At 42.3% G+C, this 24,819-nt stretch carries 16 protein-coding genes; 15 read left to right on the top strand and 1 reads right to left on the bottom strand.

From position 1 onward, the window contains the following. Positions 1 to 60: 60 nt before the first annotated feature. The 4 genes from pabB to O3611_RS01555 all read left to right on the top strand — a co-directional run bounded on the left by pabB (position 61) and on the right by O3611_RS01555 (position 4,348). Entirely contained in the window at positions 61 to 1,782 is a 1,722-nt protein-coding gene (pabB, locus tag O3611_RS01570; protein ID WP_075232417.1) for an aminodeoxychorismate synthase component I, read from the top strand. Continuing rightward, entirely contained in the window at positions 1,783 to 2,400 is a 618-nt protein-coding gene (locus tag O3611_RS01565; RefSeq protein ID WP_075232416.1) for an alpha/beta fold hydrolase, read from the top strand. Positions 2,401 to 2,447: 47 nt separating this feature from the next. Continuing rightward, positions 2,448 to 3,407: an ROK family glucokinase gene (locus O3611_RS01560; RefSeq protein ID WP_075232415.1), complete on the top strand. Its 960-nt coding sequence runs from the start codon at positions 2,448 to 2,450 to the stop codon at positions 3,405 to 3,407. 101 nt (positions 3,408 to 3,508) lie between these two features. Then, positions 3,509 to 4,348, top strand: a complete 840-nt coding sequence (locus O3611_RS01555; protein WP_248034741.1) for a thymidylate synthase — start codon at positions 3,509 to 3,511, stop codon at positions 4,346 to 4,348. Between the two features lie 116 nt (positions 4,349 to 4,464). On the opposite strand, the gene O3611_RS01550 is transcribed toward O3611_RS01555, so the two are convergent. After that, positions 4,465 to 4,635 carry a DUF3042 family protein gene (locus tag O3611_RS01550; protein WP_060956055.1) on the bottom strand — a complete coding sequence of 57 codons (171 nt, stop codon included), beginning with the start codon at positions 4,633 to 4,635 and terminating at the stop codon, positions 4,465 to 4,467. A gap of 120 nt (positions 4,636 to 4,755) precedes the next feature. Between O3611_RS01550 and miaA the strand changes: the two genes are divergently transcribed. The 11 genes from miaA to murD all read left to right on the top strand — a co-directional run bounded on the left by miaA (position 4,756) and on the right by murD (position 24,819). Then, positions 4,756 to 5,640 (top strand): tRNA (adenosine(37)-N6)-dimethylallyltransferase MiaA, encoded by an 885-nt coding sequence (miaA, locus tag O3611_RS01545; protein WP_248034742.1) that lies wholly within the window; start codon positions 4,756 to 4,758, stop codon positions 5,638 to 5,640. After that, positions 5,633 to 6,871, top strand: a complete 1,239-nt coding sequence (hflX, locus tag O3611_RS01540; protein WP_075232413.1) for a GTPase HflX — start codon at positions 5,633 to 5,635, stop codon at positions 6,869 to 6,871. Before miaA ends, hflX begins: the two co-directional genes overlap by 8 nt. Further along, positions 6,864 to 7,487: a cystathionine beta-lyase gene (locus O3611_RS01535; protein ID WP_075232412.1), complete on the top strand. Its 624-nt coding sequence runs from the start codon at positions 6,864 to 6,866 to the stop codon at positions 7,485 to 7,487. The genes hflX and O3611_RS01535 overlap by 8 nt, the downstream gene beginning before the upstream one ends. Before the next feature lie 14 nt (positions 7,488 to 7,501). Then, positions 7,502 to 8,431, top strand: coding sequence for a ribonuclease Z (gene rnz / locus O3611_RS01530; protein ID WP_075232411.1), 930 nt, complete (start codon positions 7,502 to 7,504; stop codon positions 8,429 to 8,431). A gap of 20 nt (positions 8,432 to 8,451) precedes the next feature. Further along, positions 8,452 to 9,207: an SDR family oxidoreductase gene (locus O3611_RS01525; protein ID WP_075232410.1), complete on the top strand. Its 756-nt coding sequence runs from the start codon at positions 8,452 to 8,454 to the stop codon at positions 9,205 to 9,207. Positions 9,208 to 9,373: 166 nt separating this feature from the next. Then, positions 9,374 to 11,122: a glycoside hydrolase family 13 protein gene (locus O3611_RS01520; RefSeq protein ID WP_371607590.1), complete on the top strand. Its 1,749-nt coding sequence runs from the start codon at positions 9,374 to 9,376 to the stop codon at positions 11,120 to 11,122. 14 nt (positions 11,123 to 11,136) lie between these two features. Continuing rightward, positions 11,137 to 11,694: an SMI1/KNR4 family protein gene (locus tag O3611_RS01515; RefSeq protein WP_371607589.1), complete on the top strand. Its 558-nt coding sequence runs from the start codon at positions 11,137 to 11,139 to the stop codon at positions 11,692 to 11,694. A gap of 409 nt (positions 11,695 to 12,103) precedes the next feature. After that, entirely contained in the window at positions 12,104 to 19,612 is a 7,509-nt protein-coding gene (locus tag O3611_RS01510) for an SIALI-17 repeat-containing surface protein (RefSeq protein WP_371607588.1), read from the top strand. A 350-nt stretch (positions 19,613 to 19,962) separates the two neighbouring features. After that, positions 19,963 to 20,664, top strand: a complete 702-nt coding sequence (locus O3611_RS01505; protein ID WP_371607587.1) for an ABC transporter ATP-binding protein — start codon at positions 19,963 to 19,965, stop codon at positions 20,662 to 20,664. A 1-nt stretch (position 20,665) separates the two neighbouring features. Beyond that, positions 20,666 to 23,371 (top strand): FtsX-like permease family protein, encoded by a 2,706-nt coding sequence (locus O3611_RS01500; protein ID WP_371607586.1) that lies wholly within the window; start codon positions 20,666 to 20,668, stop codon positions 23,369 to 23,371. 95 nt (positions 23,372 to 23,466) lie between these two features. Continuing rightward, positions 23,467 to 24,819 carry a UDP-N-acetylmuramoyl-L-alanine--D-glutamate ligase gene (murD, locus tag O3611_RS01495; protein ID WP_371607585.1) on the top strand — a complete coding sequence of 451 codons (1,353 nt, stop codon included), beginning with the start codon at positions 23,467 to 23,469 and terminating at the stop codon, positions 24,817 to 24,819.

Here is a 24,819-nt window from a genome sequence, read left to right as displayed (position 1 = left end):
CAAAGAATAAAATTGCCAGATCTCCTGTTTGGGGTCTGGCTTTTATGGTATACTTAGGACATGCATAGAAAAACAGTGATTGATTTTAGGGCTTTGGGCGAGCGGTACACCTTTACCCAGCCTATCAAAGAGTTAAGAACCAGAGATTTAGCAGAAGTGGCAGACTTATTAGCTCAAGTGGAAAACTACCAAGAGCAAGGCTTTTATGTAGCAGGTTATGTCAGTTATGAGGCTGCACCTGCTTTTGAGGAAAAACTAGCAGTTCACAAGGTTCCTCTACTGGGCGAGTATTTGCTTTACTTTACTGTTCATGACAAAGTTGAAACATCCAGCATTCCTCTGACTTATGAGGAGGTGGATTTGCCATCAAACTGGCAGGAAGTAACTTCTGCAGAGGACTATGAAAAGGCGATTGCCCAGATTCACCATCATTTACGGCAGGGAGATACCTATCAGGTCAACTACACCGTTCAACTCAAGCAGGAGTTGACTTCTAACCCTTTTGCTATCTACAATCGCATGGTGGTAGAGCAGGAGGCAGGTTACAATGCCTATGTTGAACATGACGACATGGCAGTGATTTCCATGAGTCCAGAACTCTTTTTTGAACAAAATGATCGTGAACTGACAACTCGTCCTATGAAGGGGACGACTAAACGTGGTCTGACTGATGCTGAAGATTTGAAAGAAGCAGCTTGGTTGGAGCAGGATCCCAAAAATCGCTCTGAAAATATGATGATAGTGGACCTCTTGCGCAATGACATGAACCGTATTTCTGAAGTGGGCAGTGAGCATGTAGAGCGTCTGTGTCAAGTGGAGCAGTATTCGACTGTTTGGCAGATGACTTCAACCATCAAGAGTCAGTTACGACCGGATGTTGACCTAGTTGAAATTTTTCGATCGCTCTTTCCATGTGGCTCCATCACAGGAGCTCCCAAGATAGCGACTATGGAAATTATCAAGAACCTCGAGCCCCAACCAAGAGGAGTTTACTGTGGAACTGTTGGACTCTTACTTCCCAATGGTAGACGGATTTTCAACGTAGCTATTCGAACCATTCAACTGCATCGAGAGCAAGCCATCTATGGAGTCGGTGGAGGCATCACTTGGGATAGTACTTGGGAGTCAGAATACCGTGAAGTCCAGCAAAAGGCTGCTGTTCTTTATCGCAAACAGCCTCGCTTTAAGCTGATTACGACAGGAAAAATCAGCCAGAAAACTTTGCTCTTTAAAAATCAACATCTAGAAAGATTGCAAAAGGCTAGTCGTTACTTTGCCTTTCCATTTGATGAAGATAGTTTGAGACAAAGGATAGATGAAGAGTGTCGAGCTTGTGATCTCCACCAAGACTATCGTTTGCGAATCAGTCTCAATAAGTCTGGAGAAATAGAAATTGATCGACAAGTATTGACACCACTTAGTTCTGGCTTCTGTCAGGCTAAACTTTGTCTGCAAGAAGCTGATTTGGACCAGGCCTTTACCTACTTTAAGACGACACACCGACCACATTTGACAGTGGGAGAGCAGGAAATCATCTATCACACTGCTGATGGAAAATTGCTTGAAACCTCTATTGGCAATCTGGTCTTAAAAATTAATGGCAAGCTCTATACACCACCTAGCACTCTTGGTCTTTTACCAGGGATTTATCGTCAACATTTGCTTGAAAATGGGCAAGTAGAAGAGAAAATTCTGACTTTAGCAGATTTGAATCAAGCAGAAGCTATCTATGGCTGTAATGCCGTCAGAGGCTTGTATGAATTGTCAGTAAAGGAGAACTAATTGAAACTCATATTTTTACACGGTTTGGGACAGTCAGCAGATAGTTGGAAAGAAGTTCAGGATTTGCTGGCAGATTATCCCTCTGAAGCCCTGGACTTATTTCCTTCAGGAGTTGGGACCTACCAAGAAGCCAAGGAATGCATTTATCAGCACTTATCAAAGGAAACAGAACCTTTTGTCTTAGTTGGCTTATCTTTAGGGGCTGCACTTGCATTGGAGCTTTCAAGTTTTGAGATACCAAATCTTCAGGCCTTGGTTTTGTCAGGATGTCCACTGAAATTAGCAGGTAACATTCCTTTTTACATTCAGTTGCTGATATTCAAATTGCTTCCTAAGAGGATATATGAGAAGCAGGGGGCAGATAAGGCTCTTATGGTTGGAGTTTCCGAAGAATTAAAAACACTTGATTTAAGAGAGAATGCAAAGAATTGTCCCTATCCAAGCTTGTTAATTTGTGGTAGTCAGGATAAGCCTAATCTCAGTTCAATGAAAGCTATTCAAGAACTGATGACGAATTCGCAGTTTGAGATTATCCCTAATGGCCCTCATGTCTTGAATAAGGCAAAACCAAAAGAGTTTGTAGAAATAACCAGAAGTTTTCTTGAATTGCTGAAATAAGTTTGATAAAATAATAATGAAAGTGATAAATCATAAAGGAGATAAAAATGAGTCAAAAGATTATTGGGATTGACCTTGGTGGAACTTCTATCAAGTTCGCTATTTTAACGCAAGAAGGAGAAATCCAAGAAAAATGGTCTATCAAGACTAACATTTTGGATGAAGGAAGCCATATCGTAGACGATATGATTGAAACTATTCAACATCGTTTGGGCTTGCTTGGATTGTCTGCTGAAGATTTTCGTGGAATTGGTATGGGGTCACCTGGTGTGGTTGACCGTGAAAAAGGGACTGTTATCGGTGCCTACAATTTGAACTGGAAAACTCTTCAACCAATCAAAGAAAAAATGGAAAAAGCCTTGGGTATTCCATTCTTCATTGACAATGACGCTAACGTGGCAGCTCTTGGTGAGCGCTGGATGGGTGCTGGTGAAAACCAACCAGACGTTGTCTTTATGACACTTGGTACAGGTGTTGGTGGCGGTATCGTGGCAGAAGGAAAATTACTTCACGGTGTTGCAGGTGCTGCAGGTGAACTTGGACATATCACAGTTGACTTTGACCAACCAATCGCATGTACGTGTGGTAAAAAAGGCTGTCTTGAGACAGTAGCTTCAGCAACAGGTATTGTCAACTTGACTCGTCGTTACGCAGATGAGTATGAAGGTGATGCAGCCTTAAAACGCTTGATTGATGACGGAGAAGAAGTAACAGCTAAAACTGTCTTTGATTTGGCAAAAGAAGGAGACGACCTTGCCTTGATCGTTTACCGTAACTTCTCACGTTACTTGGGTATTGCATGTGCCAACATCGGTTCTATCCTAAATCCATCAACGATTGTTATCGGTGGTGGGGTATCAGCTGCTGGAGATTTCCTTCTCCAAGGTGTACAAAAGGTTTATGACGAAAATACCTTCCCACAAGTACGCACAACAACTAAGCTAGCTCTTGCAACTCTAGGAAATGACGCTGGAGTTATCGGAGCAGCATCACTTGTCTTGCAATAAATAAACATAAAAAGGAGAAAATTGCTTTCTGTAAGCGAGTGATTTTCCTCCTTTCTTTTTTTATGCTATACTAGTTAAGACAATAATTGAGGTGAGAGTAAATGACAAAAGCAGACACGATTTTTAAAGAAAATATCGAGCGAATCCTTAAGGAAGGAGTCTTTTCAGAACAAGCTCGTCCCAAGTACAAGGATGGGACTGTTGCTAACTCCAAGTACATCACAGGGGCCTTTGCAGAGTATGATTTGTTTAAGGGGGAATTCCCCATTACAACCCTACGTCCAATTGCTATCAAATCAGCTATAAAAGAAGTGCTTTGGATCTACCAAGACCAGTCCAATAGCCTAGAAGTTCTCAATGGCAAGTACAATGTTCACTACTGGAATGACTGGGAAGTTGGAGATACAGGGACTATTGGGGAACGTTATGGGGCTGTTGTTAAGAAGCATGACATCATTAACAAGATTCTCAAACAGTTAGAAGCCAATCCTTGGAACCGTCGTAATATCATTTCACTTTGGGATTATCAGGCTTTTGAGGAGACAGACGGCCTTCTTCCATGTGCCTTTCAGACTATGTTTGATGTCCGTCGTGTAGATGGGGAAATCTATTTGGATGCGACCTTGACCCAGCGTTCTAATGATATGCTGGTGGCCCACCATATCAATGCCATGCAGTATGTAGCTCTTCAAATGATGATTTCTAAACACTTTGGTTGGAAAGTTGGAAAGTTCTTCTACTTCATCAACAACCTCCATATCTATGATAATCAGTTTGAACAAGCTCAGGAATTGCTTCGTCGTGAGCCTTCAAATTGCCAACCACGTTTGGTCTTGAATGTACCAGACAAGACTAATTTCTTTGACATCAAAGCGGAGGACTTTGAGTTGGTTGACTATGATCCTGTGAAACCGCAATTGAAGTTTGACTTGGCCATTTAATACTCTCTGAAAATCTCTTCAAACCACGCTAGATTCCTTTTCCTATTTGGTTTTTATTGAGTATAAAAGAATAGAAAAAAAAGAAGTTGAGAAAAAATCCCAACTTCTTTTGTTTATTAACGTGATACGCGACGGCGAGCTGCCTTCTTACGATTTTCTTCGATGAAAGCTGCTTTTTGTTCTTCTGGTTCGATCACTTTCTTTTTAACTGCGTATACTGCACCTGCAACTGCAGCAACAGTTCCTGCGACACCTGTTACAAGACCTTTAGCGAATCCTTTAGCCATGAGTATTCCTCCTTTAACTTATAAATCAGCCAGCTACCTCAAGAGGTCGCATTTTTCTGACTGACCTTTTTGTGATATAATAATAGTAACGAAAAAATGGGAATTTTTCAAGGAAAAAAGATGAAAACAAAAATAATTGTGATTGTTGGACCGACTGCAGTTGGAAAAACAGCTCTAGCCATTGAAGTTGCTAAGCATTTTAATGGTGAAGTAGTTAGTGGAGATAGCCAACAAGTCTATCGAGGACTGGATATTGGGACAGCCAAGGCAAGTCCGGAGGAGCAGGCAACTGTCCCTCATCACTTGATTGATGTGAGAGAAGTAACCGAGTCTTACTCGGCTTTTGATTTTGTTTCAGAAGCTAAGGCAGCCATTGAGGATATTCAAAGTCGAGGTAAGCTCGCTATTATTGCAGGTGGGACAGGACTTTATATCCAGAGTCTGCTAGAAGGATATCATTTAGGTGGGGAGACACCTCATGAGGAGATTTTAGCTTATCGTGCTAGTCTAGATCCTTTTTCAGATGAGGAGTTAGCCCATCTTGTAGAGCAAACAGGCCTTGAAATTCCCCAGTTTAATCGTCGTCGTGCCATGCGTGCTTTAGAAATTTCCCATTTCGGTCAAGATTTGAAAAATCAAGAAAGTTTATATGATCCGCTGATTATTTGCTTGGATGATGAGCGGAGTCAACTCTATGAGCGAATCAACCATCGAGTGGACCTGATGTTTGAAGCTGGACTTCTAGACGAAGCCAAGTGGCTGTTTGACCATTATCCAGATGTGCAGGCTGCTAAAGGGATTGGCTACAAGGAACTCTTTCCTTATTTTCGAGGGGAGCAGAGTTTGGAGGAGGCCAGTGACAGTCTCAAACAGGCGACCCGTCGTTTTGCCAAGCGTCAACTAACCTGGTTCCGTAATCGCATGCAGGTGACCTTTTATCAGATAGGAGAATCTGGTGTAAAAGACCGTATTTTAAACCAGATTGAGGAGTTTTTAAATGATTGAAACTGAGAAAAAAGAGGAGCGGGTCCTGCTGATTGGAGTTGAACTCCAGGGCATGGATAATTTTGACCTCTCCATGGAAGAGCTGGCTAGTCTGGCTAAGACGGCTGGTGCAGTTGTAGTCGATAGTTACAGACAAAAACGTGAAAAATACGACTCTAAGACCTTTGTCGGATCTGGTAAGTTGGAAGAAATTGCTCAAATGGTGGATGCAGAAGAAATCACAACTGTCATTGTCAACAACCGTCTGACACCTCGACAAAATGTCAATTTAGAGGAAGTCTTGGGTGTTAAAGTCATTGACCGTATGCAGTTGATTTTAGATATCTTTGCCATGAGAGCTCGAAGCCATGAAGGGAAGCTCCAAGTTCATCTAGCCCAACTCAAGTACCTCTTGCCTCGTTTGGTGGGTCAGGGGATTATGCTTAGCCGTCAGGCAGGGGGAATTGGTTCTCGTGGTCCAGGTGAAAGTCAGCTGGAGCTTAATCGTCGTAGTGTTCGCAACCAGATCACAGATATCGAGCGTCAACTCAAGGTCGTTGAGAAAAATCGAGCGACAGTTCGAGAAAAACGTTTGGAGTCAAGTACCTTTAAGATTGGTTTGATTGGCTACACCAATGCTGGTAAGTCAACTATTATGAATACTCTGACTAGCAAGACCCAGTATGAGGCAGATGAGCTCTTTGCGACTCTGGATGCGACAACTAAAAGCATCCATCTTGGTGGCAATCTACAGGTGACTTTAACGGACACCGTTGGGTTTATTCAAGATTTGCCGACAGAGTTGGTGTCTAGTTTCAAGTCGACCTTGGAAGAAAGCAAGCATGTAGATCTTCTGGTTCATGTTATCGATGCCAGCAATCCTTATCATGAGGAACATGAAAAAACAGTTCTTTCCATCATGAAAGACTTGGACATGGAGGATATTCCTCGCTTGACCCTTTATAATAAAGCGGATTTGGTGGAAGATTTCACGCCTACTCAAACGCCTTATGCATTGATTTCTGCCAAGTCTAAAGATAGTCGAGAACAGTTGCAAGCTTTATTGCTAGATAAGATCAAGGAAATTTTTGAACCCTTTACTTTGCGCGTGCCTTTTTCTAAGTCCTACAAGATTCATGATTTAGAAAGTGTTGCGATTCTTGAAGAGCATGACTACCAAGATGATGGCGAGGTCATCACAGGCTACATTGCTGAGAAAAACAAATGGAGATTAGAAGAATTTTATGACTGACATCAAATCATTGGCTCTCAAATATGGCGGCTATACAAGTCTAGACAAGGTCTATCTGGATCAGCTTTTAGCTGGTAGGTCTGACCAAGAGCAGTTAGCCCTCATCACCCCTCCCCCCAGCGTAGTTAATGCCTACTTTGCAGAACTTTACCAGAAAAAAAGTCCTCAAGCTGCGACAGATTATTTTGCGGAAGTCAGCCAGGAACTGAACCTCTACAATGCTGAGCCAAGTTTCACGGAAGAAAGCAAGCCCTTTATTCGTCTGAATCTATCAGGCAAATCTTTTGGTTTTTGCTATGAGAGAGAAGGCCTTGGTCGCATTTTCTCTGAATATGAGGAAGCAATCACAGCTGACTTACTTTTTGAAATTGCGCAAATTTTCCCCCATCAGCTAGTCTTTGAGGAGTCTGGAAAAATTTACATGAAGGTTGTCGGGGATGAGGAAATAGTTAGTGTAGAAAGCTTAACAGCTTTAACTGACTTGGAAAGCTTGGCAGATGGTCGCAAGCGTCTCAAAGGTTATAGTCAAGAAGATTTATTACAAGAAGCTAAAGCCTTTACTGGTAAGCTTTATTATCGCTCAGAAAACCGCACCGCTATGTTATATTTTAATTAATTAGAAAGTATCGAATGGATATTCAATTTTTAGGAACAGGGGCTGGTCAGCCCTCTAAAGCCCGCAACGTTTCAAGTCTCGCCCTGAAACTCTTGGACGAGATTAACGAAGTCTGGCTCTTTGACTGTGGCGAAGGAACGCAAAATCGCATTCTGGAAACCACGATTCGACCACGAAAAATCAGCAAAATCTTTATCACACACTTGCACGGAGACCATATCTTTGGCTTGCCAGGTTTCCTCTCCAGTCGTGCTTTTCAAGCAAATGAAGAGCAGACAGATTTGGAAATCTATGGACCTCAAGGTATCAAGTCTTTTGTTTTGACTAGTCTACGTGTGTCTGGATCACGTTTGCCCTACAAGATTCATTTCCATGAGTTTGACCAAGATTCTCTTGGGAAAATCCTTGAAACGGATAAATTCGCTGTGTATGCAGAAGAGTTGGATCACACTATTTTCTGTGTCGGCTATCGTGTCATGCAAAAGGACTTAGAAGGTACCTTGGATGCTGAGAAACTAAAGGCTGCTGGTGTCCCATTCGGCCCGCTCTTTGGAAAAATTAAAAACGGTCAGGATGTCGTCTTAGAAGACGGCACCGAGATCAAGGCAGCAGATTATATTTCAGCACCGCGACCTGGTAAGATTATTACCATTTTGGGAGATACTCGAAAAACAGATGCCAGTGTGCGTCTTGGTGTCAATGCAGATGTTCTTGTCCATGAGTCGACTTATGGCAAGGGAGACGAAAAGATTGCCCGCAACCACGGTCACTCAACCAATATGCAAGCTGCTCAGGTAGCGGCAAAAGCAGGAGCCAAACGACTCTTGCTCAACCATATCAGTGCACGCTTTCTTTCAAAAGATATCAGCCAGCTAAAGAAAGATGCGGCAACAATTTTTGAAAATGTCCATGTGGTTAAAGACCTAGAAGAAGTGGAAATCTAGGATCTCGAGAAAGGATAAATATGTCTACGATTCTCATTACGGGTGCTAGTGGTGGTCTAGCTCAAGAAATGGTCAAACTCTTGCCCAATGATCAATTGATTTTGCTGGGTAGAAATAGAGAAAAATTAGCTCAACTATACGGAAATCATCCACAGGCTGAATTGGTTGAGATTGATATTACCGATGCTCAAGCCCTAGAATGCCTAGTAGCTGAACTCTACCAGCGCTATGGAAAGATTGATGTTTTGATTAATAACGCTGGCTACGGGATCTTTGAAGATTTTGACAAGATTTCTGATCAAGATATTCATCAGATGTTTGAAGTTAACACCTTTGCTTTAATGAATCTGTCTCGTTTGGTTGCAGCTCGTATGAAGGAGATCCGAAAAGGCCATATCATCAATATCGTTAGTATGGCTGGTTTGATAGCGACTGGCAAGTCCAGTCTTTACTCAGCGACTAAGTTTGCGGCTATTGGTTTTTCAAATGCTTTACGTCTCGAACTTATGTCCTATGGAGTCTATGTGACAACGGTCAATCCAGGTCCGATTCGTACAGGATTTTTTGACCAGGCTGATCCGGATGGAACCTACCTTAAGTCAGTTGACCGTTTCCTACTCGAGCCAGATGCAGTAGCTAGAAAGATTGTCAAAACCATAGGAAAAAACAAACGGGAACTCAATCTTCCAATCTTGCTCAATCTAGCCCATAAGTTTTACACCCTCTTTCCCAAGTTGGCAGATAAGTTAGCTGGGGAAACCTTTAATTATAAATAAAAACATAGTTGCACCTCCAAAGTTAATCTAATACATTAACTTTTGGGGTGTTTTATTATGAATCTTGACCAAGTATTGCAAATCGAATCTTTAAATAGTATACTAGAACTAGCAATTATGAAAACGTTTACGCAAGAACTGTGGCAGATTATTTAGGAGATAAACTATGGAATTAACGGCCATTTATCATAGACCAGAATCAGAGTATGCATATCTTTACAAAGAAGACCAGCTGCATATCCGAATCAGAACCAAGAAAAATGATATCGAGAAGGTCATCTTACACTATGGGGACCCCTTTATTTTCATTGAGGATAAATATGAAGCTCAGAAGGAAATGACCAAAGTAACCTCAGACGCCTTGTTTGATTATTGGCAGGTTACAGTGTCGGTTAATTTTGCACGGATACAGTATCTTTTTGAACTCTTTGATAAGGAAGATCATGGTGTCTACTATGGTGATAAGGGATGTGTAGAATATACTCAGGAAAATTTGGATGCTGAGGGTAATGGTTTCAAGCTACCTTACATTCATGAAATTGACGGTTGCCAAGTTCCAAGTTGGGTTTCAAATACTGTTTGGTATCAGATTTTTCCAGAACGCTTTGCTAATGGAAATCCTAGCTTAACTCCAAATGGAGCTCGCGAGTGGGATGCAAAGATTTCTCCTGAAAGGGATGACTTTTTTGGTGGAGACTTGCAAGGGATTATCGACCATTTAGACTATCTTAAAGATTTGGGAATCACTGGACTTTATCTCTGTCCGATTTTTGAAGCTACAACCAATCACAAGTACGATACTACGGATTATTTTGAAATTGACCGTCACTTTGGAGACAAGGGAGTCTTTCGTAATCTAGTAGAGGAAGCCCATAAACGGGGCATCAAAATCATGTTAGATGCAGTGTTTAACCATATCGGAGATCAGTCTGCCCAATGGCAAGATGTCTTAAAAAATGGAGAAAACTCAGTTTATAAAGATTGGTTCCATATCCAAGAATTCCCAGTTACTGAGGATAAACTTCAGAATCCAAGACAACTCCCTTATCATACTTTTGCCTTTGCTAGCTATATGCCTAAGTTAAATACAGCCAATCCTGAAGTCAAAGACTATCTTTTAAGTGTTGCGACCTATTGGATTGAGAATTTTGATATCGATGCTTGGCGTTTGGACGTTGCCAATGAAATTGACCATCAGTTCTGGAGAGATTTCAGAAAGGCAGTTCTCGCTAAAAAGCCTGATTTGTATATCTTAGGTGAAATCTGGCATACCTCACAACCTTGGCTGAAAGGGGATGAGTTCCATGCGGTTATGAACTACCCTCTTTCTGAAAGTATCAAAGACTATTTCTTGCGTCAGCATAAAAAGACGGAGCAGTTCATTTCAGAAATCAATAGCCAGTCTATGTACTATAAGCAACAAATCTCAGAGGTCATGTTTAACCTTTTAGACTCTCACGATACAGAGCGTATCCTCACGACTGCCAAAGGAAATGTGCAGCATGTCAAGGCAGCCCTTGCCTTCCTCTACCTTCAAAAAGGGACCCCTTGTATCTATTACGGAACAGAGCTGGCACTTAAAGGGGGACCAGACCCTGATTGTCGTCGTGTCATGCCTTGGGACCGTGTTTCTGAGGACAATGATATGCTGAATTTCATGAAGCAATTAATCAAGGTCCGTAAGGAAATTTCAAGCATTATTCAATATGGAACCAATAAGCTAGAAGAAGTGAAGCCAGATGTTCTGTCATTAACCTGGAACTACGAAGGGAAAGAAGTTCAGGCTATCTTTAACCAGTCTAAAGAGAATTTTGTTTTAGAAAGAGACTCTGTTGATTTAGCTAGTCATTGCCAGCTTAAAGCTGAACAAGAGGTTATCTTACCAGCTGGATTTGTAGTTACTGTTTCTGAATAAAAAGGAATAAAATGATGGCACTCAAGGAAGTTTATGATTATTTTCGTCACTATGATAAGGAAACTTATCAAGTTGTCGCCTGCATGGGCAATGAACCATCGGAAGAAGATGTTCAGGATTTTGAAAATCAATACGGCATTCGTCTGCCAGAAGATTTCAGGGAATTCACCATGTCAGCTCTGGGAGGTCTCTTTATGGAAGTCAGGGAAGAGCTATGGCCAAGAGCCAAGGCTTACGATGTAGCCCCTTTTTGGACCTTCTGCCGAGGTATCAAGGTCTTGGGAATTGCAAATGGCATCCCAGACTTCCTAGACATTCGAATAAAAACTAAGGAATTACATGATTTAGAATTTGTTGACTATATTCCATTTCTATCTATCATCGGGGATGGAGATGTGATTTTCTGCTTTGATAAGGACAATCATATAGTAGCTCTAGATTGGTATAATAGTGGCGAAACTGAAGAGCTTGAATGTGATTTTTCAGAGCTTTTGCTTCAGCAAATTGCCGAGCTTGAAGAACGTAAAAATGAGATGATCAAGCTTTTGGAAAAGGGGAAATCTAGTCAATAATCTATAAGGAAATATCAGTTTGATAGTCCGTAAAAGAGGTTGGGATAAAAGATCCCGACCTCACTTTTTATTAGCCATCAAACTTTGACGCGGTAGCTGATTGAACTTTTTGTTCGTCTTTTAGACTCCAAAAAGGTCCTAATCATCCTCGCGGGGCTGGGACTACGAAATCGAGACTTTGTCTATCAATTTCTGTCCCACCGCCTTTTTTAGTAAAATCATTCACTAAATGTACATTCAGATTTTTAAACTTTTCTACAAATTATAGAAAAAAGAATCAAAAGTATGATTTTTATGCTGCCAGTATTGAAGTTTCTTATATTATTTTATAAAATAGAAGCAAAATACTACTGAAAAAGTAGAGCGCTTACATAAAATTGGAAGCGGTTACGAATATAAGGAGGATCTTATGAGAAAAGATCATTGGAATCGAAAAAGAGTGTACAGTATCCGAAAATTTACCGTTGGAACTTGCTCTGTAGTCATCGGTACTTGCTCAGTCTTATTTGGAGCAAGTGTAGCTGGTGCAAACCCAGTTTCAGCTGATGAAACTCCAATTGCAGTTGCTGCAGAAAAAGTAGCGGATGATTCTCATAAAGAGGAACTTGGTGAAACAAGAAGTCCAGAACAGCCAGCATCAACTGAATCAGCTGCAAGTGAAGTTGCTACACCAGCTCATGCGGTTGAAAAGGCACAGGACGACCAAACTGTACAATCAGATTCTGATAAAAAAGTGGATTCCATCTTAGATAAGAAACCTCAAGCAATTACTCAAGATCAATCTTCTCAAACGGAAAAACCGGACCTAAAACCGGCTACTAGTGAGGAGGTAAATCAATTGGTTGAGGACCGTAAAGTAGAATTTAACCAAAACTGGCATTTTAAACTCAATGCTAATGCCAAAGACGCTATCAAACCAGATGCAGATGTATCAAGCTGGAAGAAATTAGACCTTCCTCATGACTGGAGTATCTACAATGACTTCGATCATGATTCTCCTGCCCAAAATGAGGGTGGACAACTCAATGGTGGTGATGCTTGGTATCGCAAGACCTTTAAACTTGATGAAAAAGACCTTAACAAGAATGTTCGCCTGGTCTTTGATGGAGTTTATATGGATTCGCAAGTCTATGTAAACGGTCAGCTAGTTGGTCACTATCCAAATGGTTACAACCAATTCTCTTATGACATCACTGATTATCTCAATAAAGATGGTCGTGAGAATGTTGTGGCTGTACATGCGGTCAACAAACAACCAAGTAGCCGTTGGTACTCAGGAAGTGGTATTTACCGCGATGTTACCCTTCAAGTCACAGATAAGGTTCATGCTGAGAAAAACGGAACAACTATCTTAACACCAGACCTTGAAAAACAACAAAATGGTAAGGTTGATACTCATGTAACAAGTAAGATTGTCAATACAGATGACAAAGATCATGAAATTGTTGCTGAATACCAAATTATTGAACGAAATGGCCAGGCTGTAACGGACGTAGTTCGTACAGATAGCCAAGTCTTGAAAGCTCATCAATCAACTAGCCTAAATGCTATTTTACAAGTTGAGAAACCAAAACTTTGGACAGTTCTTAATGACAAGCCTGCCCTTTATGAGTTGGTGACTCGTGTTTATCGTGATGGTCAATTGGTCGATGCTAAGAAGGACTTGTTTGGTTACCGTTACTATAACTGGACACCAAATGAAGGCTTCTCTTTGAATGGTGAACGCATTAAATTCCATGGAGTTTCTCTTCACCACGATCACGGAGCTCTAGGGGCTGAAGAAAATTATAAGGCAGAATACCGTCGTCTGAAACAAATGAAGGATATGGGTGTGAACTCTATCCGTACAACCCACAACCCAGCTAGTGAGCAAACGTTGCAGATCGCTGCCGAGCTTGGTTTGTTGGTGCAAGAAGAAGCCTTCGATACTTGGTACGGTGGGAAGAAACAGTATGACTACGGACGTTTCTTTGACAAAGACGCCACTCACCCAGATGCTAAAAAAGGTGAAAAATGGTCTGACTTTGACCTACGTACAATGGTCGAAAGAGGCAAGAACAACCCTGCTATCGTCATGTGGTCTATCGGTAATGAAATCGGTGAAGCAGACGGAAAAGCTCGTTCTCTAGCAACGGTTAAACGTTTGGTGCAAGTGATCAAGGCTGTTGATAAGACACGCTATGTCACTATGGGAGCAGACAAGTTCCGTTTTGGTGATGGTAGTGGTGATCATGAAAAGATTGCGAACGAACTTGATGCGGTTGGATTTAACTATTCAGAAGACAACTACAAGAAGCTTCGTGCGAAGCATCCAAATTGGTTGATTTATGGTTCAGAAACTTCTTCAGCAACTCGTACTCGTGGTAGCTATTTCCGTCCAGAAAGTGAGCTAGTTCATAGCAACCAAGCTTACCGACACTATGAGCAGTCAGACTACGGTAATGACCGTGTTGGTTGGGGTAAAACAGCCACTGCATCGTGGACTTTTGACCGTGACAATGCTGGCTATGCTGGTCAGTTTATCTGGACAGGTACTGACTATATCGGTGAGCCTACTCCATGGCACAACCAAAACAACACACCAGTTAAGAGTTCTTACTTTGGTATCGTAGATACAGCTGGAATTCCTAAGAATGACTATTACTTGTACCAAAGCCAATGGGTTTCTGCTCAGAAGAAACCAATGGTTCACCTGCTTCCTCACTGGAACTGGGAAGATTCTAGTCTAAAAGCAAATGTAGCTGACGCAGATGGTAAGATTCCTGTTCGTGCATTTTCAAATGCTGCCAGTGTGGAACTGTTCTTGAATGGCGAGTCTCTAGGTAAGAAAACCTTTAACAAGAAACAAACTAGTGACGGCCGTACTTACCAAGAAGGTGCCAATGCCAAGGAACTTTACCTTGAGTGGAAGGTTGCTTATCAACCTGGAACCTTGGAAGCAGTAGCTCGTGATGAGGCTGGTAATGAAATCGCTCGTGATAAGGTTACGACTGCTGGTGAGCCTGCGGGTGTTCGCCTAGTCAAAGAAGAAAATGCTATCGCAGCTGATGGAAAAGACCTCACTTATATCTACTACGAAATTGTAGACCGTGATGGCAATGTAGTACCAACTGCTAATAATCTTGTACGCTTCCAATTACATGGCCAAGGTCAGATTGTCGGTGTGGATAACGGTGAACAAGCAAGCCGTGAACGTTACAAAGAGCAAGCTGACGGTTCATGGGTTCGTAAAGCTTTCAATGGTAAGGGTGTTGTCATTGTCAAATCAACTGAGCAAGCTGGTAAATTTACCTTGACTGCTCATTCTGATCTCTTGAAATCTGATCAAACTACTATCTTCACAGGTAAGAAAGACCAAGCTGAAAAAACAGTTTTGGGTACAGAAGTTGCTAAAGTCCGTACTGTTATCGGTCAAGCACCGAAAATGCCTAAGAAGGTTGCATTTATCTACAGTGATGGTAGCCGTACAAAACTTCCAGTAGAATGGTCAGCAGTTGATGTCAATGAACCAGGAATTGTGACTGTTAAAGGTGTAGCAGATGGACGAAACGTCGAAGCGCGTGTTGAAGTCTTGGCTCTCGAAGCAGAACTGCCTGTCGTTAAGAGAATCGCTCCAAATACAGACCTAAATTCAGTTGACAAATCTGTTTCCTACGTATTGTCAGATGGTACTGTAGCAAGCTATGATGTTAATAAGTGGGAAATTGCAGCTGAAGACCAAGCTAAACTAGCAATCCCAGGCTCTCGCATCCCAGCAAAAGGTATTTTAGAAGATGAAGAAATCGCTGCGACCTTGGTAGTTGCAGAAGGGGAAGCTGCTAATCCAGTAGTTCCAAGTGTAACTGTAGCAGATCAAGCGGTTGAAGGTCTTTCAACAGACCAACCTGTAAAATATTACAAGCTTGCTTATGGAGCAGCCTTGCCAGAGGTCAAAGCTACAGCTGAAAATGCTCAAGTGACAGTTATTCAAGCTAATGAAGCAAATGGTATGCGTGCAAGCATCCATGTTCAACCAAACGATGGTGGCCCACTACAAACCTATGCTATCCAATTCCTACAAGAAGCTCCACAAATTGAACGTTTGAGCCTAGAAGTTGAAAATGCAGCTACTTTGAAAGAAGACCAAACTGTCGGTATCAAGGTCTTGGCTCACTATCAAGACGGTACACAAGCAGTCTTGAAAGCTGATAAGGTTACCTTCTCCACTACAGGTGAAGGAGATGTAGCTGTTCGTAAAGGTATGCTTGAATTGCATAAACCTGGTCAAGTAACTCTGAAAGCTCAATTTGAAGGAGCAGAAGGTCAGATTGACTTGAACATTCAAGCAAATACTGAAAGCAAAGTTGTCCAAGCCATCCGTCCAGTTAGTGTCGTGACAGGTTTGAACCAAGAACCAAGTCTACCTGCTACTGTAACTGTAGAGTATGACAAAGGATTTCCGAAGGTTCACAAGGTGACTTGGCAAGCAGTTGCTAAGGAAGATCTTGCTAAATACCATAGTTTTGAAGTCCTAGGTAAAGTTGAAGGAATTGAGAAAGAAGCACATGCTAAGGTATCTGTAGAAGGTATTATTGCTGTCGAAGAAGTGAGCGTAACAACTCCAGTTGCAGAAGCTCCTCAACTACCAGAGAGCGTTCGTACTTACCACTCAAATGGCCAAGTCTCTTCAGCTAAAGTAACTTGGGACGCAATTGAACCAAGCCAATACGCACAAGAAGGCAAGTTTACTGTGACAGGACATGTCGAAGGTACTCAACTACCAACTAAACTTCATGTTCGTGTGTCTGCTCAGACAGAAACTGGTGCAAATATTTCTGACCAGTGGACTGGTTCAGAATTGCCACTTGCCTTTGCATCAGACTCAAATCCAAGTGACCCAGTAGCCAATGTCAATGACAAACTAATTTCATATAACAACCAACCAGCAAACCGCTGGACAAACTGGAACCGTACAAGTGAAGCATCCGTAGGGATTCTCTTTGGTGACTCTGGTATCATGTCTAAACGTTCAGTGGATAACCTCAATGTCGCCTTCCACGAAGACCACGGTGTTGGTGCACCTAAATCCTATGTCATCGAATACTATGTCGGTTCAGCAACTCCAACAGTTCCTAAGAATCCAAGCTTCGTAGCACGCGAAGACCATGTCTTTAATGACGATAAAAACTGGAAAGAAGTAACAAATCTCAAGGCTCCAGATCAAATCAGAGCTGGAGAAATGACCCACTTTAGCTTTGATAAAGTCAACACTTACGCAGTTCGTATCCGCATGGTTCGACCAGATGGTAAATGGGGTACTTCTATTACAGAAATGCAAATCTTCTCTAAACAGGTAGCAGCAGCTAAGAAAGCTCAAGCACAAATCCAAGTAGATGGAAAAGATTTGCCAAACTTTAACCCAGGCTTGACTGACTACTATCTAGAAGCAAGCCAAGGAAAAGCTCCAACTGTAACAGCAAGTGTCACTGAAAATGGTATTGCAACAGTTGTACCAAGCGTAGGTGAAGGAGATCCAGTTCGTGTTGTTGTCAAGGCTGAAAACGGTGATATCCTGGGTGAATATCGTCTACACTTCACAAATGATAAAGATTTGCTCGCAAGTAAACCTGTTGCTGTTGCCAAATCCTCTCGCTTGGTTGCTAAAGGACAAACCCTTGAGCTACCAGCAAAAGTTCCTGTCTACTTCACAGGAAAATCTGACTATGAAGTGAAAGACTTGGCTGTTGATTGGGAAGCAGTCCCAGCAGAAGATCTAACAAAAGCAGGTGAATTTACAGTTCATGGTCGCGTTTTGGGTACTGATTTAACTGCTGAAGTGGCTGTACGTGTGACTGATAAACTCGGTGAAAACCTATCAGACAACCCAGACTTCGATGATGACAGCAACCGCTCATTTGCCTCAGCAACTAACGATATTGATCCAAACTCTCGTGACCGTGTGGACTATGTCAATGATGGTTCTGATGATGAAAGCCGTCGTTGGACCAACTGGTCTCCAACTCCATCTGAAAATCCAGAAGTTTCAGTAGGGGTTATCTTCAGAGAAAATGGTAAGATTGTTGAACGTACAGTAGCTGAAGGAAGCATTCGCTTCTTTGCAGATGGTGGAACAGATGCACCTTCTAAACTCGTTCTAGAACGCTATGTGGGACCAGAATTTGATTCACCAGAATATTACTCTAACTACCAACCATACGATCCAGAACATCCATTCAACACTCCTTCTAACTGGGAGAAAGTTGAATACCGTGCGGATCAAGAAGTTCAAGCAGGAACTGACATCCATGTAACCTTTGCACCAGTCAAAGCTAAAGCTATGAGATGGCGCATGGACAGAAAAGCAGACAAGAAGGGTGTGGCTATCACTGAAATGGCCTTTATCGCACCAAGTGAAGCACCAAAAGACAATACAGCTTCTAAACTTCTAGTAGATGGTAAAGAGCTTGCTGACTTCTCAGAAGATCGTGCTGACTACCAAGTAACCTATAGTGGAAACCGTCCTAAAGTGACAGTGGAAGCTGGTGAAAACGTAGCGGCGACAGTTGTTGATAGTGGTGATGATAAACTCCCAGTCTTGGTACGTCTCGTTTCAGAAAGTGGTAAACACGTCAAGGAATACCGTATCCAGTTGACCAAAGAAAAGGTTGAAACTGGAAAAGTTGCCCCAGCAGTTCAGGAAGAACTTCCTAGCCTTGAAGTTGTTGAAGAAGCTCTCAGCTTCAAGACAGTGAAGAAAGAAGATCCAACTCTAGCAGAAGGTGAAATTCGTGTGAGTCAAGCAGGTCGTGAAGGTAAAGAACGTATCCTGACTGAAGTAGCACTAGATGGAAGCCGTACTGAAAAACTTCGCGAAACTATTGAAGCACCGCAAGATGAGATTGTCTTAGTCGGAACTAAGAAAGAAGTATCTGGTAAAACAGATCCAGCTATCCATGAAGTTCCAGAATTTACAGGCGGTGTCAATGGAGCAGAAGCAGCTGTTCATGAAGCTCCAGAATACACAGGAGCAATTGGAACAGCAGGTGACGAGCCAGCTCCGGTAGTAGAAGTTCCAGAGTACACAGGAGCAATTGGAACAGCAGGCGACGAGCCAGCTCCAGTAGTAGAAGCTCCAGAATACACAGGAGCAATTGGAACAGCAGGTGACGATCCAGCTCCGGTAGTAGAAGTTCCAGAGTACACAGGAGCAATTGGCACAGCAGGCGACGATCCAGCTCCAGTAGTAGAAGTTCCAGAATACACTGAAGCTATTGGCACAGCAGGCGATGAAGCAGCACCAGTAGTAGAAGTTCCAGAATACACTGAAGCTATTGGCACAGCAGGTGACGAGCCAGCTCCAGTAGTAGAAGTCCCAGAGTTTACTGGTGGAGTAAATGGTGTCGAAGCAGCTGTTCATGAAGTTCCAGAATACACAGGAGCTATTGGCACAGTAGGTGATGAAGCAGCACCAGTAGTAGAAGTCCCAGAATTCAAGGGTGGCGTTAACGCAGTCGAAGCAGCTGTTCATGAAGTTCCAGAATACACAGGAGCTATTGGTACAGTAGGCGATGAAGCAGCACCAGTAGTGGAAATCCCAGAATACACAGGTGGTGTGAATGGAGCAGAAGCAACTGTTCATGAAGTACCTGAGTTCACTGGTGGCGTTTCTGGTGGAGAAGGGACTATTCACCAAGTTCCAGCATACACAGGTGGTGTCAATGGATCAGAAGGAGCTATCCATGAGGTTCCAGAATTCAAAGATGAGCAGTCACAAATAGCTCTTGCTATGTCACAAGATAAGACCTACCAAGCACCTGCAAGTCATCAATACAAACTCCCAGAGACAGGCACTAAAGAAAATGCTGGCCTTGCAGCCGTTGGTGTTGTAGGAGCACTTCTTGGTATGTTTGCTATGGGAAAGAAAAAAGACGACGAATAAGATGATGTAAAAGCATCTAAGTCATAGAGATTGGATCAAGAGACTAATCTCGAATATAAAAAGCGGACAAAACTAGTTTTCTGATAAACAGAATCTGGTCTTGTTCGCTATTTTTGCTCACACATCAATTGCTAAAAGAAAATCAGAGATGATATTCGATTAAAAATAGAGAGCAAGCTAAGTAGACTTGTCTCAGAAGCATGGTGAGTAAGGAATGGATATACTGAATTGGATTCAGCGCATCTGAGGACTTTGAAAATCTCTTTAAAGTCTACAGGGATAAGCTTTCTTTATCTCCTCAAAAGAGTTATAATAAAGGTGAAAATAGTAGGAGAAGAGGAGGAGATAGGATGGCTTATATTGAAATGAAAAATAGCTATAAGAGGTATCATACTGGTGATACAGAAATCGTAGCCAATCGAGATGTCAACTTCGAGATTGAAAAGGGAGAACTAGTCATTATCCTTGGGGCATCTGGTGCAGGGAAGTCAACCGTTTTAAATATTCTTGGTGGTATGGATACAAACGATGAAGGGCAAGTCTGGATTGATGGGACTAACATTTCTGACTATACCTCCCATCAGAGAACCAACTATCGTAGAGATGACGTTGGCTTTGTCTTTCAGTTTTACAATTTGGTTTCTAACTTGACTGCCAAGGAAAATGTTGAGCTAGCTTCAGAAATTGTTGCTGATGCCTTGGATCCTGAGCAGGTTCTCAAGGATGTAGGCTTAGGGCATCGTCTTAATAACTTTCCAGCTCAGCTGTCAGGCGGTGAGCAACAACGGGTATCCATTGCTCGAGCGGTGGCAAAAAATCCTAAAATTCTCCTTTGTGATGAACCAACGGGAGCTTTGGACTACCAGACTGGTAAGCAGGTTCTAAAGATTCTTCAAGATATGTCACGTAAGAAGGGGGCTACCGTCATCATTGTGACCCATAATGCCTCCCTAGCTCCAATAGCTGATCGGGTGATTCAGATGCATGATGCCAGTGTCAAGAGTGTTGTCCTCAATCCTCAACCACAGGATATTGATGATTTGGAGTACTAAGATGAAAAGAAAGACATATTGGAAAGACCTGCTCCAGTCTTTCACAGGTTCAAAGGGACGGTTTTTATCCATCCTAACTCTGATGATGTTAGGTTCTTTAGCCGTGGTTGGTCTCAAGGTTGCTAGTCCTAATATGGAGCGAACAGCTTGGGCTTATCTGAAAGAAACTAATGCGGCAGATATGACCGTGATAGCAGATTATGGTCTAGATCAGGCAGACCAGGAAGAATTGCAAAACAATACGGGAGCAGATGTTGAGTTTGGTTATATGACAGATTTGACTCTGGCAAATAGTGAAGATGCCATACGAATCTTTTCAAATACTGAAAAGATTTCAAAATTTCAAGTAACGGAAGGTCGTTTGCCTGAAAAAGAAGATGAATTGGCCTTGGCGGACTTTTGGAAAGACCGTTATCAGATTGGTCAAGTCATTCAGTTGAGTCAAAAGAAGGGCAGCAATTCTCAGTTGAAGCGGGATAGTTATACCATTACAGGCTTCGTCCACTCTCCAGATATTTTCTCAAAAACGGATATGGGGAGTTCAGCCAGTGGTAATGGGAACTTAGCAGCCTATGGTGTCGTAACTGAAGCAAATTTCAAGAGCTCTGTTTACACGATTGCCCGCCTGCGTTTTGCTAGTTTAACAAATGTCAATCCCTTCTCTAGTGATTACGAAAAGAAGCTAGAGGAAGAAGAGGCAACTCTCAAGGAACTAGTTGCTGATAATGGACAAGCGCGACTAGAGAAAATGAAAAAGGACGCTCAAGAGTCCCTTGATGAGGGCAAGAAACAGCTAGACGAGGCTGAAAGCAACTTGACAGCTGGCAAGAAACGCCTGCAGGAAGTCGAAACGCGTTTACAAGCTCAAGAAAATCAAGTGAGCCAACTACCAGAACCACAAAAAAGTCAAGCATCTAGTCAGTTAGAAGAAGCAAAAGAACAACTAAAGCAAGAAAAGGAAAAGCTGAGTCAAGCCGAAACAGATCTGGCGAGTGAAAAGGCTAAGTGGCAGACCAGTCAGGATGAGGTCAATGCTCTGACAGCGCCAACCTATCATGTCTACAATCGCAAGAGTTCTCCTACTGGCCAAGGTTACCTTATGTATAGTAACTCGGCTATGAGTATTCGTGCCGTAGGGAATATCTTTCCAGTTGTTCTCTATGCCGTTGCAGCCATGGTTACCTTTACCACCATGACACGATTTGTAGACGAGGAAAGGACCAATGCTGGTATCTTTAAGGCTTTAGGCTACCATAGCAAGGATATCATTGCTAAGTTTGTGATTTACGGTCTGGTTGCTGGAACTCTTGGAACCCTTCTAGGAATTTTGCTTGGTCACTACATCCTAGCACCTACTATTTCGCATATCATTACTGAGCGAATGATCGTTGGAGAAAGTCAGCAGTATTTCTACTGGACCTATAGTTGCTTGGCTTTGGGACTAAGCTTAGTAGCTAGTGTCCTACCTGCCTACCTTGTATCTCGCAGAGAATTGCATGAAGAAGCAGCACAATTATTACTACCCAAGCCACCAGTCAAGGGCTCAAAGATTCTCTTGGAGCGTATAACCTTTGTCTGGTCTCATTTGAGCTTTACCCAAAAGGTAACTGCCCGCAATATTTTCCGTTACAAACAACGCATGCTGATGACCATTTTTGGGGTTGCAGGTTCAGTAGCCCTCCTCTTTGCAGGGCTTGGTATTCAATCCTCTGTGGTAGGAGTTGCTGACAGGCAGTTTAAGGATCTGCAACAATATCAGATGATTCTCTCTGTCAATTCTCGAGCCTCAGATTCTGATAAGGCAAAGCTAGAAGAAAAATTGCAGAGTGATGAAGTTGAAAACTATCGTTTAATTTCTTCCAAACAGGTTGAGGAAAAGTATGCTGGCAAGGCAGGTGTTCAAACCGTGACCATGATGGTAACGGATCAAGATGACCTGGATCCCTTTGTCCATTTAGAAAAAAATGGGGAAAAACTGAGCTTAGCTAACGGACTTGTTCTGACTGAAAAATTAGCCAAGTTGGCAGGAGTTTCCCTTGGTGACAACTTTACAATAGATGGGAAAACCTTTAAGGTTGGAGCCATTACCGAACACTACGTAGGCCATTTTGTTTATATGAATCAGGCGACCTATGAAAAAATTTACGGTCAAGCTCCCAAGATGAACACCTATCTGGTCCAACTCAAGGATAAAAGTGAAGGGAATACTAAAACCATCGCAGGAGAATTTATGGATCTAGCTGCTGTCAGTGGCCTCGTTCAAAATGCCTCAACCATTCAGCTCTTTGAAAGTTTTGCTAATTCTCTGAATCATACCATGGCGATTTTGGTGCTGGTATCGGTGCTACTAGCCATCGTGATTCTCTATAATTTGACCAATATCAATGTTGCTGAACGGATTCGGGAACTCTCAACCATCAAGGTTCTTGGTTTTCATAACAAAGAAGTTACCTTTTACATCTATCGGGAAACCATCCTATTGTCACTAATTGGAATGATTGTAGGATTGGTATCAGGCTTTTATCTCCATCAATTTCTCATTCAGATGATCGCACCCGGTACCTTCCGTTTTCAACCGAAGGTCGGCTGGGAAGTTTATCTCATCCCAGTTCTAGCCGTTAGTGTCATTTTGACCATCCTAGGAGTTTTTGTCAATCATTATCTCCGAAAGGTGGATATGTTAGAAGCTCTCAAGTCTGTAGAATAATTGGTAGAGGACAAAAACAAATAAGAAAGCCCTTTGTGGCTTTTTTATTTTCATAAAAATGGTAAAATAGTAAGAGTAGAAATGGAGTTCTAGATATGAAACGAATTGATCAATTTGAAAATAAGAAAGTATTAGTCCTAGGTTTGGCTAAATCAGGTGAGTCAGCAGCTCGTCTCTTGGACAAGTTGGGTGCCATTGTAACGGTGAATGATGGCAAGCCTTTTGAGGAAAATCCAGCTGCGCAAAGTCTCTTGGAAGAGGGCATCAAGGTTGTAACTGGTGGCCATCCTTTGGAATTATTAGATGAAGATTTTGCCCTCATGGTGAAAAACCCTGGTATTCCTTATAGCAATCCTATGATTGAAAAAGCACTAGAAAAAGGCATTCCAGTCTTGACAGAGGTTGAGTTGGCCTACTTGATTTCAGAAGCACCAATCGTCGGTATTACTGGTTCAAATGGTAAGACAACGACGACAACTATGATTGGAGAAGTTCTGACTGCAGCTGGGCAAAATGGCCTCTTATCAGGTAACATCGGTTATCCCGCAAGCCAGGTAGCTCAGACTGCAACAGATAAGGATACCCTTGTCATGGAACTTTCTTCTTTCCAATTAATGGGAATCCAGGAATTCCATCCTGAAATTGCCGTTATTACGAACCTGATGCCAACACATATCGACTATCACGGTTCTTTTGAATCTTATGTTGAAGCTAAGTGGAATATCCAAAGCAATATGACAGCAACTGATTACCTAGTATTGAACTTCAACCAGGAATTAGCTAAAGAGCTTGCGACAAAGACAAATGCGACTGTAGTACCATTCTCAACCCTTGAAAAGGTTGACGGTGCTTATCTTGAAGATGGTCTTCTCTACTTCCGTGGTGAAAAAGTCATGGCAGCTGATGAAATCGGTGTTCCAGGTAGCCACAATGTGGAGAATGCTCTTGCAACCATTGCTGTAGCTAAACTTCGTGGTGTGGACAATGAAATCATCAAGGAAACCTTGTCAGCCTTTGGCGGTGTCAAACACCGTCTCCAATTTGTAGACCAAATCAATGGGGTGAAATTCTACAACGATAGTAAGTCAACCAATATCTTGGCAACTCAAAAAGCCTTGTCTGGATTTGACAATAGTAAGGTCGTCCTGATTGCTGGTGGTTTGGACCGTGGAAATGAGTTTGATGAATTAGTGCCGGATATTAAAGGACTCAAGGAAATGGTCATCCTCGGTCAGTCTGCAGAGCGTGTCAAACGTGCAGCGGATAAGGCTGGTGTGGCTTATGTGGATGCAACGGACATAGCGGATGCAACTCGCAAGGCTTATGAACTTGCAGAAAAAGGAGATGTGGTTCTCCTCAGTCCTGCCAATGCAAGCTGGGATATGTATGCCAACTTTGAAGTACGTGGAGATCTTTTCATCGACACTGTAGCGGAGTTAAAGGGATAA

This window comes from Streptococcus sp. 27098_8_91, from assembly GCF_041432385.1.
GTDB lineage: Bacteria > Bacillota > Bacilli > Lactobacillales > Streptococcaceae > Streptococcus.
The sequence above is the reverse complement of the archived record's forward strand: the minus strand, read 5'-3'. Positions and strand labels throughout refer to the sequence as shown.

Excerpts from the sequence above, each read along its gene's own strand:
- O3611_RS01500 (WP_371607586.1), top strand. The coding sequence starts at position 20,666 with ATGAAAAGAAAGACATATTGGAAAGACCTGCTCCAGTCTTTCACAGGT.
- O3611_RS01520 (WP_371607590.1), top strand. The coding sequence starts at position 9,374 with ATGGAATTAACGGCCATTTATCATAGACCAGAATCAGAGTATGCATAT.
- rnz (WP_075232411.1), top strand. The coding sequence starts at position 7,502 with ATGGATATTCAATTTTTAGGAACAGGGGCTGGTCAGCCCTCTAAAGCC.
- O3611_RS01560 (WP_075232415.1), top strand. The coding sequence starts at position 2,448 with ATGAGTCAAAAGATTATTGGGATTGACCTTGGTGGAACTTCTATCAAG.
- pabB (WP_075232417.1), top strand. The coding sequence starts at position 61 with ATGCATAGAAAAACAGTGATTGATTTTAGGGCTTTGGGCGAGCGGTAC.
- O3611_RS01510 (WP_371607588.1), top strand. The coding sequence starts at position 12,104 with ATGAGAAAAGATCATTGGAATCGAAAAAGAGTGTACAGTATCCGAAAA.
- murD (WP_371607585.1), top strand. The coding sequence starts at position 23,467 with ATGAAACGAATTGATCAATTTGAAAATAAGAAAGTATTAGTCCTAGGT.
- O3611_RS01555 (WP_248034741.1), top strand. The coding sequence starts at position 3,509 with ATGACAAAAGCAGACACGATTTTTAAAGAAAATATCGAGCGAATCCTT.
- O3611_RS01535 (WP_075232412.1), top strand. The coding sequence starts at position 6,864 with ATGACTGACATCAAATCATTGGCTCTCAAATATGGCGGCTATACAAGT.
- hflX (WP_075232413.1), top strand. The coding sequence starts at position 5,633 with ATGATTGAAACTGAGAAAAAAGAGGAGCGGGTCCTGCTGATTGGAGTT.
- O3611_RS01505 (WP_371607587.1), top strand. The coding sequence starts at position 19,963 with ATGGCTTATATTGAAATGAAAAATAGCTATAAGAGGTATCATACTGGT.
- O3611_RS01550 (WP_060956055.1), bottom strand. The coding sequence starts at position 4,635 with ATGGCTAAAGGATTCGCTAAAGGTCTTGTAACAGGTGTCGCAGGAACT.
- miaA (WP_248034742.1), top strand. The coding sequence starts at position 4,756 with ATGAAAACAAAAATAATTGTGATTGTTGGACCGACTGCAGTTGGAAAA.
- O3611_RS01525 (WP_075232410.1), top strand. The coding sequence starts at position 8,452 with ATGTCTACGATTCTCATTACGGGTGCTAGTGGTGGTCTAGCTCAAGAA.
- O3611_RS01515 (WP_371607589.1), top strand. The coding sequence starts at position 11,137 with ATGGCACTCAAGGAAGTTTATGATTATTTTCGTCACTATGATAAGGAA.